A 13,588-nucleotide genomic window follows, 5' to 3' on the forward strand; every position below is an offset into this window, starting at 1 on the left:
CGTCAGAGCCCTACGGATGCCAGCAGGTGGCCGACTTCCTGCTTGCCAAGGTTGCGGATGCTGCCCTGGCGCTGGTCGCCCAGGCCGATGGGCCCAACCTTGACGCGCACCAGGCGCAGGACCGGGAAGCCCACTTCATCAAACAGGCGCCGGACAATGCGGTTCTTGCCCGAGTGCAGGACCACTTCGATCAGCACGTGGCCCGGGGTGGAGTCCACCAGCTTGAAGGAGTCAACGGACGCGATGCCGTCCTCCAGCTCCACACCCGCCTTCAGCTGTGCTCCGACGCCCTGGGGGAAGGGGCCGCGGACCTGGACGAGGTACGTCTTGGGCACCTCATAGGAGGGGTGCGTCAGCCGGTTGGCCAGTTCGCCGTCGTTCGTCAGCAGCAGCAATCCCTCGGTGGCGACGTCCAGCCGGCCCACGTGGAACAGCCGTTCGCCGTGGTGGCTGCGGACGAAATCGCTGATGCAGGGGCGGCCGTCGGGGTCCTCCATGGTGGACACCACGCCCTTGGGCTTGTTGAAGACCATGTACACAAGGTTTTCGTCGAGCTGGATGCGCAGGCCATCCACGTGGATGACGGCCGTTTCGGGATCAACGCGGACACCAAGCTCGGTGACCACCTGGCCGTCAACTTCCACACGGCCCTCTGCGATCATCTCTTCACAGACGCGGCGCGAAGCCACCCCCGCCTGGGCCATGACCTTCTGCAGGCGGACACCGTCGGCGTCGTGCAGATCAGACTGCGGGACGTCGCCGCGGTGACCGCGCTTGCGCGACGGCTTGCGGACCGGGCCAAGGTTCTGGCCGAAGCGTTCGCTGCCGAAGGCGCGCGATGCGGCGGCGCCGGGCTTGCCGGTGCGCGGCTTGGGCTTGAGGGCGCCGGGAGTTCCCGGCGCTTTGTTGGCTCCCGGCTTGCGGGCAGCGGGCTTGCGCGAGGATGGCTTGGCGTTGGGCTTCCAGTCGGACGCGCCGCGACCGTCCTGCGCAGCAGGGGCTGCGTCAGGATCGACGAAGGGCTCCTCGCGCGGCCTGGGCGCCTTGTAGGGGCGGTCGCCGCCGCCGAATCCGGCGTTACGCTTGCCGGCACCGCCGCGGAATCCGCCGCCCTGTGCACCTCCGCGGCTGCCGCCGCCTTGTGCTGAATTGCGACTGGCGCCGCTTTCTGTTGAATTGCGTTCTGAGTTGTTACGCCCCGAACTGTTACGTGGTGAACCCTGGCGTCCCGCCTGTGTCATGACCCGTCCTTCGATATTTTGGCCGGCAAGTTTGTCCGAGAACAACCCTAGCCAGCCGTGCAGAATATATCTGCCCTGATGAATACTCTTGTGCGCAGGCGGGAATCCCCCGCCTACATTCTTCCGGCGTCGTAGAACTCCTCGATGCCTTCCAGCCCCGGAAGATGGGGAGAAAGCTGAGGCAGCTCGGCCACGGAGCCGATTCCCATCCGTTCCAGGAAATACGATGTGGTCCGGTACAGAATGGCCCCAGACTCAGGATCGGTTCCCGAATCTTCGATGAGCCCGCGCTGTGTCAGTGTCCGTACGACAGAATCAACGTTGACTCCTCGAATTGCAGACACCCTGGCCCTGGAGACGGGCTGGCGATACGCGATGACGGCCAGTGTTTCCAGCGCCGCCTGCGTGAGCCTGGCCGTCTGGCCCTCCAACACGAACCTGCCGACGACGTCGGCAAAATCGGTTCGCGAGTAGATCCGCCAGCCACCGGCGATATTCCGCAATTCAAAACCCCGGGGGCTGGAGCTGAAGCCAGCGTCGCTGGCAACGTCCTTGTCCGGGGCTTTAACAGTATAGCCGTTATACTCACGCTGCAGATCCGCGAGCAATTGGTCGACGACGGCGACAGTCAGGTTGAGGCCCGCGGCCAGCTCAGTGGCGGTGGCCGGCTGGTCAAGCACCATCAGGACCGCCTCGATGGCGGCCTTGGCCCCGCCCGGAAGGTCCCGAACGTCCGGTTCCCCGTCCGCGGCGGCTTCCGGAAAGTCCTCGTTCACGGCTGCTCCTCATATTCTTCGCTCAGATTCTCGGTGGACCAGTCATGGCCTTCCGCTGTCCAATGCACGGTGAGGTCGCCCAGCGGCGAGAGCTGGTCAAAGGACACCACCCTGTCCCGGTACATCTCCAGCAGCGCAAGGAACCTGGCCACCACCACCAGGCTGGATTCAGCATCGGCAATCAGGGCGCGGAAGGACAACGGCTTGCCCAGCTGGAGCCGGAGGCCCAGGATCTCTGCCTGTTCCTTCACGCTGACGGCACTGCCATGCAGGTGGCCCAGGCCTACTTCCGTGGGCTTCGGCATTTTCGGCTTCAGCGCGGCTTCCGCCAGCCTGGCGAACTGCTCCGGCGTGTGCTTCCAGACCAGCTCGGGGAGCATCGCAGCAAAATGTTCTTCCAGGGCCACTTGGCGCGGAAACCTTCGCGCCTCCTGTTCAAGGGAGGCACCCAGGAGGCCGGCGACGTGTTTAAACGCCTTGTACTGGAGCAGGCGGGCGAACAGGAGATCCCGGGCCTCAAGCAGCGCGATGTCCTCATCGTCCTCGACTTCGCCGGCAGGCAGCAACCGGGCGGCCTTCAGGTCAAGAAGGGTGGCGGCAATGACCAGGAACTCGCTGGCTTCGTCCAGCGCCCACTCCTCGCCGAGCTTCTGGAGTTTCCTGATGTACTTGATGAACTCATCGGTGACCGTGGCGATGGCCACTTCGGTGATATCCAGCTGGTGCTTGGCGATGAGGCCGAGCAGGAGGTCGAAAGGACCCGTGAAGTTGGCCAGCCGCACCTCAAAGCCGGGCTTGGACTCAGCCACGGCCTGGTTAGGGTGCGCCGCCGCGCGAGATCAGCTCTTTTGCCAGCCGGCGGTAGGCATCGGCGCCGATGTGGTTGCCTGCGTAGCTGGTGATCGGTTCGGCGGCCACCGTGGCGTCAGCAAACTTGATGGAACGCTTGATGACGGTCTCGAATACCCTGTCCCCGAAGGCCTCCACCAGGCGGGTGATGACTTCGCGGCTGTGCAGTGTCCGGGCGTCATACATGGTGGCGAGCACGCCGTCCACCTGCAGCCGGGGGTTCAGCCGGTCCTGGACTTTGTCTATGGTCTCCACCAGGAGGGCGACGGCGCGGAGGGCGAAGAACTCGCAGATCAGCGGAATGATCACGCCGTGGGCAGCTGTCAGGGCGTTGACCGTCAGGAGCCCCAGCGAGGGCTGGCAGTCGATGAGCACAATGTCGTAGTCGTCCTCCACCTTCTTGAGCGCCCGGTCCAGGACCTGCTCCCGGGCGACCTCGTTGACCAGCTGTACTTCCGCGGCGGAAAGATCGATGTTTGCCGGCAGCAGGTCCACGTTTTCAACGCCCGTGTGATGGATGGCTTCGCGGATGTCCACCTTGCGGTCCATGAGGACGTTGTAGACGGTGAGGTCCAGTTCATGGGGGTTGATGCCGAACCCGGCGGACAGTGCGCCCTGGGGATCGAAGTCCACCAACAGCACCCGGCGGCCGTATTCTGCCAGCGCGGCCGCGAGGTTGATGGTGGAGGTGGTCTTGCCCACGCCACCCTTCTGGTTGACCATGGCAATCACGCGCGCCGGTCCATGGGAGGACAGCGGCGCGGGCTCCGGAAAATCGCGGTGGGGACGTCCTGTAGGACCCATGACGGCGTCTTTCAGGTCGAGTTCCGTGCCTTCCAGAGTTGCTGAACCCTGTTCGCTGCTCACGTATCTATCCACACTTTCGATGACGTTGATTTTCTGCCCGCTGAATGTCCAGCGCCCATGCTTCTTCCACCCAAGGCTACAGCGCCCGACACGGCATTCTGTGGAACTTGACATTTGATGGCGACTGAGCCTTGACCTTGTACCTGAGGTCGAAGGTTGGCCCGCCGCGCAGAAAAACCGCCCGCACAGGTTGTCCTGTGCGGGCGGTTTTCCTGGAGCCTGGGCGCTTGCCTTATAGGGACTAAGCGTTGGCCGGAACAGGCTGGGCCGGCTGGGCCGGGGTCTCGTGGACCTCGTGGTGGCCTGCGATCATAGTCTGCTCGTCGAACGGCTCTTCGCCGGACAGGACGCGGGTGACCTGTTCGCCGTCGATCTCCTTGACCCAGGTTCCGATCAGGAGGGTAGCCACGGCGTTGCCCGTGAAGTTGGTCAGAGCGCGGGCTTCAGACATGAAGCGGTCGATCCCGACGATCATGCCCACACCGCCGAGGAGCTCGGGCTTGTGTGCCTGCAGGCCGGCTGCCAGCGTGGCGAGGCCTGCACCGGTGACACCGGCGGCACCCTTCGAGGCGATGATCATGAAGATCAGCAGGGATACCTGGGCGCCAAGATCCAGCGGGGTTCCCATGGCGTTGGCCACGAACAGCGATGCCATGGTCAGGTAGATGGCGGTGCCGTCCAGGTTGAAGGAGTAACCCGTGGGGACGGTGACGCCCACAACCGGCTTGGACACGCCCAGGTGTTCCATCTTGGCGATCAGACGGGGCAGTGCTGCCTCGGAGGAGGAGGTGGAGAAGATGAGGAGGTATTCGCGGGCCAGGTACTTCATCAGCTTGAAGATGTTCACGCCGGTCACTACCTGCAGCAGACCGCCGAGGATCACCACGATGAAGAGGGCGCAGGTGATGTAGAAGGCTGCCATGAGAGTGAACATGCTGACGATGGCCGCGACGCCTGTGGCGCCGACAACAGCTGCGATGGCACCGAAGGCGCCAACCGGAGCAAGCCACATGATCATGATGAGGATCCTGAACACCAGTACCTGGCCGTGGCCGATGGCCTTCAGGACAGGAGCGCCTTGCGCGCCCATCTTCTGGAGGGCGAAGCCTACGAGGATTGCGGCGAAGAGTGTGGGCAGGACTGGAATGTCGCCCGGGATAATGCCCAGGAGGAAGGCGACGGTGCTGTCTACTTCGGCCTTCTTATTGGGGTCGTACGGCGCCAGCTTCAAACCCTCACCCGGGTGGATCAGGTTGCCGACCACAAGGCCGATGCCCAGGGCGAAGGTGGACATAAGAACAAAGTAGCCAAGGGCCAGGCCGCCCACCTTGCCTACGGTGGCTGCCTTGGCGATGGAGCCAATACCAAGGACGATGGTGCAGAAGATGATCGGCGCGATCATCATCTTGATGAGCTTGATGAATCCGTCGCCGAGCGGCTTCATCGATTTGCCGACCTCGGGGAACAGCAGACCGACGATAGCGCCCAGGATCACGGCGGCAATAACGGCAATGTAGAGGTAGTGGGATTTGTCCAGCCCCTTGCGGGCGGCCTTCGCAGGCGCTGCTGACTCTCCTCGTTGAGAAGCCATGATGTGTCTCCTTATGGATAATTTGGTAGACGCTTCGGCTCAGTCTCTGGGCTCTTCGCGTCGGTCCGGTGTGATATCCATCATTAGGCACACCGTGACTTAGCTCACCGTTGCGTTCATATTGGTCATGGGAGGTACTAATTGATCCACCGCTGGAGTATCGCCCGCCGGCTGTTCGTGGCCAACCTGCTGATTGTGCTGGCATTCACCGCCATCGTGGGAACCGCCACGTTCACCGATGCCCGGGACCGCGCCTATGAGGAGGCCGGGCGGCGCATGGCGGGAGTGGCCGCCGCCGTCGCTGCGAGTCCCCTGGTGCTGCAAGCGGCGGATGGGCCGGACCCGTCAGCGGTGCTGCAGCCCTATGCGCTTGACGTGATGGCGGGGGCCGGGGCCGATTTCGTCACCATCATGGCACCGGACCGAACGCGATGGACGCATCCCCGAAATGAGGAACTCGGCAGACCGTACATCGGTTCAATCGACGCGGCGCTCCGCGGCGAGGTGTTCACCGAAGTCACGGCTGGAACCCTGGGACCGTCGGTGCGCACCATCGTGCCGGTCAAGGATCCGGGCGGCAATGTCAGGGCGCTGGTGGCCGCCGGTGTCACTGTGCGGACAGTTGATGTGGCCTTTTCCAGCCGCCTGCCGGCACTGCTTGCCATCGGTCTCGCATTGCTGGTGGGTGGGTCCGTGGCTTCATGGCTGCTGGGCCGCTACCTCCGCAGGGTCACCAGGGGCTGGGGGCCGGAGCAATTGGCTCAGCTCTTTGCTTACTACGAATCAGTCCTTCACTCCGTCCGTGAGGGGCTCATCCTGGTCGACACCAAAGGACGGGTGGTCATGTACAACGACCAGGCTGCTGAATTGCTGGGGCTCGAGCCCCGGGGATCCGGTGATGATCCGTCCCAGCCACCGTCCCTGGCGGACCTCCCGCTGGCGGAGAGCCTGAAGGAGCTCTTTGAATCGGGTCGCACGGCCCACGACGAAATCCATCTGACAGGACCCCGGATCGTAGTGGTGAACCAGGGTCCTGCCCTCGGTCCGGACTCGCCCGGCGGCCGCCGTCCTGCGGTGTTCGGTACGGTGGCCACCCTCCGTGACCGGACGGAAATTGAGTCCCTCGGCAGTGAACTTCAGACCATGAAGACACTCTCCGACGCCCTCCGCGCCCAGACGCACGAGCATGCCAACCGGCTGCACACCATGGTGTCGCTGCTGGAGCTGGGCCGGACACGAGAAGCCCTGGACTTCGCCACCAAGGATCTTGAGCTCAGCCAGAAGCTCACCGACGAGATGATCAGCTCGGTTGACGAGCCTGTCCTCAGCGCCCTCATCATGGGCAAGGCTTCGGAAGCCAATGAACGGGGGGTGAAACTGACGTTGCGCACGCTGGGATCCGCTTCCGTGGCCGGACTGGCAGTACAGGACCTCGTCACCATCCTGGGCAACCTCCTGGACAACGCGATTGACGCCGCGGCGGACGGCAGGGCACCCAGGGAGGTGGAGCTGACAGTGGAGTCCGACGCCGAGGGCCTGGACATCACCGTCCGGGATTCCGGCCCGGGCGTGGACCCTGCAGCCGTGGAACATATCTTCAAACATGGATTCAGCACCAAAAAGTCCGGGGCTTTCGGACGCGGGGTAGGCCTGGCCCTCGTGCGGCAGGCTGTACAGCGCCTGGACGGTACCATGACCATCACCGGCACTGACGGAGCACAGTTCCACGTCTTCCTGCCAGCAATGGCGCCCGGAACCGACAAAGAGGAGCAGTACCAGTGAGCGACATCCGCGTCCTCGTTGTGGAGGACGAGCCCGTGGCGTCCGCAGCGCATGCTGCCTACGTGGGCAGGCTTGAGGGATTCATGCTTGCCGGCACGGCCCCGGACGGCCAGTCGGCACTCCGTCTGCTGACCGAGTTCGCAACCTCCGGCGACGCGGTGGAACTTGTCCTGCTGGACATGAACCTTCCCGATCTCCACGGTCTTGACATCGCCCGGCGCATGCGTGCGTCCGGGATACTCGCGGACATCATCGCCATCACGGCCGTCCGGGAACTGGCCATTGTCCGGAGCGCTGTGGCCATTGGAGTGGTCCAGTACCTGATCAAGCCCTTCACGTACGCCACCTTCGCGGACAAGCTGACGAGCTACCGGCTGTTCCGGGAGCAATTGGCCTCCCCTGGACCTGGCTCCGGTTCCGGCAGGACCGGAGCATCCCAGAGCGAGGTGGACCAGGCCTTCGCGAGCCTGCGGGCGCCGTCGGAACTGCCCCTGCCCAAGGGCCTGTCCGCTTCAACGCTTGAATCCGTACAGGAGTACATGAAGCAACACCGGGAAGCCGTTTCAGCGACGGAGGTCACGGAGGCCCTAGGGATGTCCCGGGTGACCGCGCGGCGGTATCTGGAATATCTGGCCGACGCCGGAACCGTGTCCCGGACTGCCCGCTATGGCACGCCGGGCAGGCCCGAGAATGAATACCGGTGGAGCGGCCGGTGAGCCCAAGGCGCCACTGTATACAAAACACTCGTAATTTCACGTTTTCTCCCAGAAACAGCGCCCATTCGCCCGGCTATGTATACACTGAGGGGAACGTCCAATGAAAGGGAGCAACGATGCGCGCCAGCGACAGGGCCTACGCCGCGCTCCGTGACGACATCGTGGAGTGGCGGCTTCTTCCCGGCAGCCTTCTCGGAGAGGTGGAGCAGTCCGAGCGGCTGGGCGTTTCGCGCACGCCGCTGAGGGAGGCGCTTAGCCGGCTGACCGCCGAAGGGCTCACGACGGCGGCAGGAGGCCGCGGCGTCGTCGTCACCGGTATCTCTCTCAAGGACATCGACGAACTGTTCGAGCTCCGCGAAACACTCGAACGCCGGGCGGCGGCTCTGGCGGCCGAACGTGGCGACCCTGAAGAGTTCAGGAAACTGCACTGCGAATTGCTGGCGGCTCCGGAGCTGATCCACGGCGACGATCCAGCCCGGCACGACTACTACGCGCTGGTGGCGCGCCTGGACGCGGCCATCGATGCGGCGATTTCGAACTCCTACCTGGCCCAGGCCATGGGCAGCCTCCGGGTCCACCTGGTCCGGATCCGCCGGCTCGCGGCCGATGACGCGTCCCGGCTGACCGCAGCCGCGTCCGAACACGCCGCAATCGCCGAAGCAATTGCCGCACGCAATCCGAGCCTGGCCAAAGCCGCCACCACGGTCCACTTGCACCGCAGTCTTTCCCACGTCAAAGCCACGCACACACCTCACTAAGGAGCCCCATGGTCAAGGAACACCACGTCCGTGTTTACAAGAGCGATGAAAACCTGGCCCGGGAGGACCAGTTGGCGCACAAGATCGCCGTGGTGGCGGCAGACCCGGTGGACGTCACCGCTGACGTCACAGAGATGGTGATCAACCGGATCATCGACAACGCCTCGGTGGCAATTGCCTCCCTGAACCGTGCGCCGATCGTCGCTGCCCGGGCGCAGGCACTCAGCCATGGCCCCAGCACCGGGGGGAAGGGCGCCAAGGTTTTTGGCATCAGCGAGCGCGTCTCCCCCGAATGGGCGGCATGGGCCAACGGCGTGGCGGTGCGGGAACTGGATTACCACGACACATTCCTGGCAGCCGACTACTCCCACCCGGGGGACAACATCCCGCCGATTCTTGCCGTTGCCCAGCATCTGGGGTCAAACGGCCGGGATCTGGTCCGGGCCATCGCCACGGGGTATGAGATCCAGGTCAACCTGGTGAAGGCGATCTGCCTGCACAAGCACAAGATCGACCACGTCGCGCACCTCGGACCGTCCGCCGCCGCCGGCATCGGCACGCTGCTGGGCCTCGACGTCGAAACGATCTTCCAATCCGTGGGCCAGGCGCTGCACACGACTACCGCCACGCGGCAGTCCCGCAAGGGTGAGATTTCCACGTGGAAGGCCCATGCCCCGGCGTTCGCGGGCAAGATGGCCGTCGAGGCCGCGGACCGGGCGATGCGCGGCCAGACCTCCCCGGTGCCCATCTACGAGGGCGAAGACGGCGTGATCGCCTGGCTGCTGGACGGGCCAGAGGCGTCCTACAGCGTGCCCCTTCCCGAGGCCGGAGAGGCCAAGCGGGCCATCCTGGACACCTACACCAAGGAACACTCGGCCGAATACCAGGCGCAGGCCTGGATCGACCTGGCCCGGAAGCTGAACAAAGAACACCCGGAGGCCACGGACCCGGCCACGGTGAAGTCCGTGCTGATCAGGACCAGCCACCATACGCACTATGTGATCGGTTCCGGGGCCAACGATCCGCAGAAGTACAGCCCCTCAGCCAGCCGGGAAACCCTGGACCACTCCATCCCCTACATCTTCACCGTCGCACTGCAGGACGGGTCCTGGCACCACGTGGACTCCTACTCCCCCGAACGCGCCGCCCGGCCGGACACCGTAGACCTCTGGCACAAAGTCAGCACCGAGGAAGACCCGGAGTGGACCCGCCGCTACCACTCCCTGGACATCAACGAAAAAGCTTTCGGCGGCTCCGTGGAAATCACCCTCACCGACGGCACCGTCATCAGGGACGAGATCGCCGTGGCGGACGCCCACCCGCTCGGCGCCAGGCCGTTCGCCCGGGAACAGTACGTGGACAAATTCCGGACGCTCGCCGCAGGGCTCGTGGCGGACGAAGAGATTGAGCGGTTCCTCGATGCCGCGGCCCGGCTCCCGGAACTGGCGGCCGGAGAACTGGACCAGCTGAACATCACGGCGGCATCCGGTGTCATTGACTTCGCTGCCGCACCGCAGGGGCTGTTCTAAATGCTGTATTCAACCACCACGCCAGAACAGAAGCGGATCCGGTTACGGGAACTGCTGGCGTCCGGAACCATCCAGCAGTTCCCCGGCGCGTTCAACCCACTCTCCGCCCGGCTGATCGAAGAGAAAGGCTTCACCGGGGTCTACATCTCCGGCGCCGTGCTCGCCAACGACCTCGGACTGCCGGACATCGGACTCACCACGCTGACAGAGGTGGCCACCCGGGCCGGGCAGATCGCCCGGATGACCGATCTGCCGTCCATCGTCGACGCCGACACCGGCTTCGGTGAGCCGATGAACGTGGCCCGCACGGTCCAGGAACTTGAAAACGCCGGCCTGGCCGGCCTGCACATCGAGGACCAGTTCAACCCGAAACGCTGCGGTCACCTCGACGGCAAGAACGTGGTGGACCTGGACACCGCCACCAAACGCATCCGTGCCGCAGCCGACGCCCGCAGGGATCCCAACTTCCTGATCATGGCCCGCACCGACATCCGCGCCACCGACGGCCTGGAAGCGGCGCAGGAACGCGCCAAGGCCCTCGTGGAGGCCGGAGCTGACGCCATCTTCCCGGAAGCCATGAAGGACCTCACCGAATTCCAGGCCATCCGCAACGCAGTGGACGTGCCGATCCTGGCCAACATGACCGAGTTCGGCCAAAGCGCGCTGTTCACCGTGGACCAACTGGCCGGCGTCGGGGTCAATATGATCATTTATCCGGTGACCCTGCTCCGTAGTGCCATGGGCGCCGCGGAGCGTACGCTGGAAGCGATCAAGGCCAACGGAACCCAGGAGGCACAGGTCGGGACCATGCTGACGCGTGCGCGTTTGTATGACCTCGTGGACTACGAGGCCTACAACCGCTTTGACACCGGGATCTTTAACTTCCAGATACCCGGCAAGTGACCCCGCAAACAGTTTCCGGCGCAGGCCGGCATAACAGGCGACAGGAACAAAGGAGTTTCAGCATGGCTGAACAGGACATCAAAAAGGGCCTCGCCGGCGTCGTGGTGGACTACACCGCCGTCTCGAAGGTCAACCCCGACACCAACTCGCTGCTGTACCGGGGCTACCCCGTCCAGGAGCTGGCCGCCAGGTGCAGTTTTGAGGAAGTTGCTTACCTGCTGTGGAACGGCGAGCTCCCCACGGCAGAGCAGCTCGCGGAGTTCATGGAGCGGGAACGCGCCGGGCGCGCCCTGGATCCGGTGGTCAAACAGGTGATCGACGCACTGCCCACCGGCTCGCACCCCATGGACGTCTGCCGGACCGCGGCCTCCGTCATAGGGGCGCGGCACCAGCTGGCCGAAGACTCCTCGCGCGAGGCAAACATGGCCAAGGCGTTGGACCTGTTCGCCGCGATGCCGGCCGTGGTGGCCTACGACCAGCGCCGGCGTCACGGCCAGGAGGCGGTGGAACCCCGCGATGACCTCGATTACTCCGCCAACTTCCTCTGGATGACGTTCGGCGAGGAACAGGTACCTGAGGTTGTGGACGCGTTCAACGTGTCGATGATCTTGTATGCCGAGCACTCCTTCAACGCCTCGACGTTCACGGCACGAGTGATTACCTCAACGCTCTCCGACCTGCATTCAGCCGTGACCGGGGCCATCGGCGCGCTCAAGGGTGCGCTCCATGGCGGCGCCAACGAGGCCGTGATGCACACCTTCGACGAGATCGGCATCCGGCCGGAGGAGTCCCTGGAGGACGCTGCAGCCCGGGCAAAGACCTGGATGGAAGAGGCCCTGGTGCAGAAGAAGAAGGTCATGGGCTTCGGCCACCGCGTGTACAAGCATGGCGACTCCCGCGTGCCCACCATGAAAGCCGCCCTGGACAAGATGATCGCCCACTACGGCCGGCCGGAACTCCTGGGGCTCTACAACGGCCTGGAATCGGCTATGGACGAGGCAAAGGGGATCAAGCCGAACCTCGACTACCCCACAGGCCCCACGTACCACCTCATGGGATTCGACACGGCAACGTTCACTCCCCTGTTCGTCGCCAGCCGCATCACCGGCTGGACTGCGCACATCATGGAGCAGCTTGATTCGAACTCGCTGATCCGTCCCTTGAGCGAATACAACGGCGCTGAGGAACGGCACGTCCCCTAAGGATCCAAGTTCTGAGGTTCCGCCGCATCACCGGTTCGACGACAGGCCGGTCGCCCTTGACCGGCCTGTCGTCGTCAGCGCGTTGTGTAATCCAGGACTTCCCGGACAGTTTCGTTGTCCTCGTTCAGAACAACCGTGAGGCGCAGCACTGAGCCGCCCAGGGCCAACGGAAGCCAATGGGCCGCGTCCTGCCACATCCTGTCCACGGGCAGGGATCCGACGTCGAACCATTCCGGCAGGATTTCGGCACTTTCGGCCGGTTCGCCGGTCCAGCGTGCGGCCACGAAGAGCCTGGTGGTCATGTTCCACTCCGGGCGCGCCGGGAAATCGAACACCACCACCCCGGCGTCACGCAGATCCTGTTCAAGGACCACCACGCCGGCTTCCTCGTGGACTTCGCGGCAGGCAGCCTCTTCATCTGTCTCGCCCGGCTCAACATGGCCACCGAGACCCACCACCTTGCCGCGGCCGAAGCCCGTTTTCTTCATGCCCAGCAGGACCTGTGGCACGCCGGCGGACTCACGGGTGAGAAAGCACAGCGTGACCGGGGTGAACGTCATGCCCTCAACCTTATAGCCTGGCCGCCTGCGACCTCCGGCGGAATCCTTGCTCAGGAGGCGTCGGCCGGGCCTTCTCCAACAAGTTGGGGCCGGAGCTCAACAGGGATCCCTTTCTGAGCGAATTCCTGGTCCATCGCTTCCTGAGCAGTCACCCGTTGACCGTTCTGCGAGACGTCGTTGTTCAAGGCCTGGAATTTCCAGTTGAAAACTGTGGACCACGGCGCCTGCACGTCGAAGAGGAAACGGCCGTTCTGCAGCCTGGCGATCTGATACCAGGCGTTTCCCCCGTCGAGCTGAAGGGCCCTGGCACCGTCGTCGGAAATCGAGTAGGCCAGCCAGCCATCGGCGCAGCCAAGCACGGTGTAATAGTGCTGCTCCGTTTCGGCAATCGGCTCAATGGCGCGCGCCGGTGTATTCATGAGCTGGTCAATGTTGGCCACGATGCATGGGACGCCGCCGGTGGTCAGGACAGCTGGTGTTGTGGCGGACGGACTGGCCGACGGGGTGGGCGCGGCTTCGGTGGTGCTGGCACTCGGGGATGGGGTGGCTTCGGTGGTGCCTGCGGGCGCGGGCGCCGGCTGCGGTGCCCCCATTCCGCCGGCCACAACGACGCCGCCAACCACTGCGGCTGCCGCAAGGGCGACGACTGCAGTGCGGACCGCCGTTCGGCGAGCGGATCTGTGCACTGACAGGGGCACCACATTGGGGTCGTCAGAATAGACGATGGAGCGCGCGGCGGCGGCTGCCGAAGCGGTCCGTGGTTCAGCCACCTGTGGTTTGGCATCCTTCATGAGCTGTTCGATCCGGTCCATGG

At 64.4% G+C, this 13,588-nt stretch carries 12 protein-coding genes and 1 pseudogene; 6 read left to right on the forward strand and 7 right to left on the reverse strand.

All coding sequences use genetic code 11. The features are described 5' to 3' along the window. Positions 1 to 2 precede the first annotated feature (2 nt). The 5 genes from QFZ30_RS12595 to QFZ30_RS12615 all read right to left on the reverse strand — a co-directional run bounded on the left by QFZ30_RS12595 (position 3) and on the right by QFZ30_RS12615 (position 5,324). Complete coding sequence (locus QFZ30_RS12595) at positions 3 to 1,241, reverse strand: pseudouridine synthase (RefSeq protein WP_307076681.1); 1,239 nt, start codon at positions 1,239 to 1,241, stop codon at positions 3 to 5. Positions 1,242 to 1,354: 113 nt separating this feature from the next. After that, complete coding sequence (gene scpB / locus QFZ30_RS12600; protein ID WP_307076683.1) at positions 1,355 to 2,017, reverse strand: SMC-Scp complex subunit ScpB; 663 nt, start codon at positions 2,015 to 2,017, stop codon at positions 1,355 to 1,357. Continuing rightward, a complete protein-coding gene (locus QFZ30_RS12605; protein ID WP_307076685.1) occupies positions 2,014 to 2,826 on the reverse strand; it encodes a segregation and condensation protein A in 813 nt (270 codons plus the stop codon). The genes scpB and QFZ30_RS12605 overlap by 4 nt, the downstream gene beginning before the upstream one ends. Positions 2,827 to 2,833: 7 nt before the next feature. After that, the gene (locus QFZ30_RS12610; RefSeq protein ID WP_307076687.1) at positions 2,834 to 3,733 is read right to left on the reverse strand and encodes a ParA family protein; all 900 of its coding nucleotides are present in this window, start codon (positions 3,731 to 3,733) and stop codon (positions 2,834 to 2,836) included. A 241-nt stretch (positions 3,734 to 3,974) separates the two neighbouring features. Next, the gene (locus QFZ30_RS12615) at positions 3,975 to 5,324 is read right to left on the reverse strand and encodes a cation:dicarboxylate symporter family transporter (protein WP_307076689.1); all 1,350 of its coding nucleotides are present in this window, start codon (positions 5,322 to 5,324) and stop codon (positions 3,975 to 3,977) included. 141 nt (positions 5,325 to 5,465) lie between these two features. Here QFZ30_RS12615 and QFZ30_RS12620 point away from each other — a divergent pair, with 141 nt between their 5' ends. From QFZ30_RS12620 to QFZ30_RS12645, 6 genes and pseudogenes are all read left to right on the forward strand, one after another. Next, positions 5,466 to 7,106, forward strand: a complete 1,641-nt coding sequence (locus QFZ30_RS12620; protein WP_307076691.1) for a sensor histidine kinase — start codon at positions 5,466 to 5,468, stop codon at positions 7,104 to 7,106. Then, the gene (locus tag QFZ30_RS12625; RefSeq protein ID WP_307076693.1) at positions 7,103 to 7,822 is read left to right on the forward strand and encodes a response regulator; all 720 of its coding nucleotides are present in this window, start codon (positions 7,103 to 7,105) and stop codon (positions 7,820 to 7,822) included. Before QFZ30_RS12620 ends, QFZ30_RS12625 begins: the two co-directional genes overlap by 4 nt. A gap of 116 nt (positions 7,823 to 7,938) precedes the next feature. Further along, a pseudogene (locus QFZ30_RS12630) lies at positions 7,939 to 8,629 on the forward strand (GntR family transcriptional regulator). Next, entirely contained in the window at positions 8,589 to 10,109 is a 1,521-nt protein-coding gene (locus QFZ30_RS12635; RefSeq protein WP_307076696.1) for an MmgE/PrpD family protein, read from the forward strand. Before QFZ30_RS12630 ends, QFZ30_RS12635 begins: the two are co-directional and overlap by 41 nt. Then, positions 10,110 to 11,012, forward strand: coding sequence for a methylisocitrate lyase (gene prpB, locus QFZ30_RS12640; RefSeq protein WP_307076698.1), 903 nt, complete (start codon positions 10,110 to 10,112; stop codon positions 11,010 to 11,012). A gap of 62 nt (positions 11,013 to 11,074) precedes the next feature. Further along, positions 11,075 to 12,214, forward strand: a complete 1,140-nt coding sequence (locus QFZ30_RS12645) for a bifunctional 2-methylcitrate synthase/citrate synthase (protein WP_307076699.1) — start codon at positions 11,075 to 11,077, stop codon at positions 12,212 to 12,214. A gap of 74 nt (positions 12,215 to 12,288) precedes the next feature. Here the strand turns inward: QFZ30_RS12645 and QFZ30_RS12650 are convergent, their stop codons facing one another. Both QFZ30_RS12650 and QFZ30_RS12655 read right to left on the reverse strand, forming a co-directional pair. After that, positions 12,289 to 12,774 carry an 8-oxo-dGTP diphosphatase gene (locus QFZ30_RS12650; protein WP_307076701.1) on the reverse strand — a complete coding sequence of 162 codons (486 nt, stop codon included), beginning with the start codon at positions 12,772 to 12,774 and terminating at the stop codon, positions 12,289 to 12,291. Between the two features lie 50 nt (positions 12,775 to 12,824). Next, entirely contained in the window at positions 12,825 to 13,586 is a 762-nt protein-coding gene (locus QFZ30_RS12655; RefSeq protein WP_307076703.1) for a hypothetical protein, read from the reverse strand. Positions 13,587 to 13,588: the final 2 nt, after the last annotated feature.

The sequence above is a fragment of the Arthrobacter pascens genome (genome assembly GCF_030815585.1).
GTDB classification, from domain to species: domain Bacteria; phylum Actinomycetota; class Actinomycetes; order Actinomycetales; family Micrococcaceae; genus Arthrobacter; species Arthrobacter pascens_A.

What these genes read in the sequence shown, in the direction of transcription:
- QFZ30_RS12595 (WP_307076681.1), bottom strand. Translation starts at nt 1,241, where the DNA reads ATGACACAGGCGGGACGCCAGGGTTCACCACGTAACAGTTCGGGGCGT.
- QFZ30_RS12615 (WP_307076689.1), bottom strand. Translation starts at nt 5,324, where the DNA reads ATGGCTTCTCAACGAGGAGAGTCAGCAGCGCCTGCGAAGGCCGCCCGC.
- QFZ30_RS12635 (WP_307076696.1), top strand. Translation starts at nt 8,589, where the DNA reads ATGGTCAAGGAACACCACGTCCGTGTTTACAAGAGCGATGAAAACCTG.
- prpB (WP_307076698.1), top strand. Translation starts at nt 10,110, where the DNA reads ATGCTGTATTCAACCACCACGCCAGAACAGAAGCGGATCCGGTTACGG.
- QFZ30_RS12645 (WP_307076699.1), top strand. Translation starts at nt 11,075, where the DNA reads ATGGCTGAACAGGACATCAAAAAGGGCCTCGCCGGCGTCGTGGTGGAC.
- QFZ30_RS12650 (WP_307076701.1), bottom strand. Translation starts at nt 12,774, where the DNA reads ATGACGTTCACCCCGGTCACGCTGTGCTTTCTCACCCGTGAGTCCGCC.
- QFZ30_RS12655 (WP_307076703.1), bottom strand. Translation starts at nt 13,586, where the DNA reads ATGGACCGGATCGAACAGCTCATGAAGGATGCCAAACCACAGGTGGCT.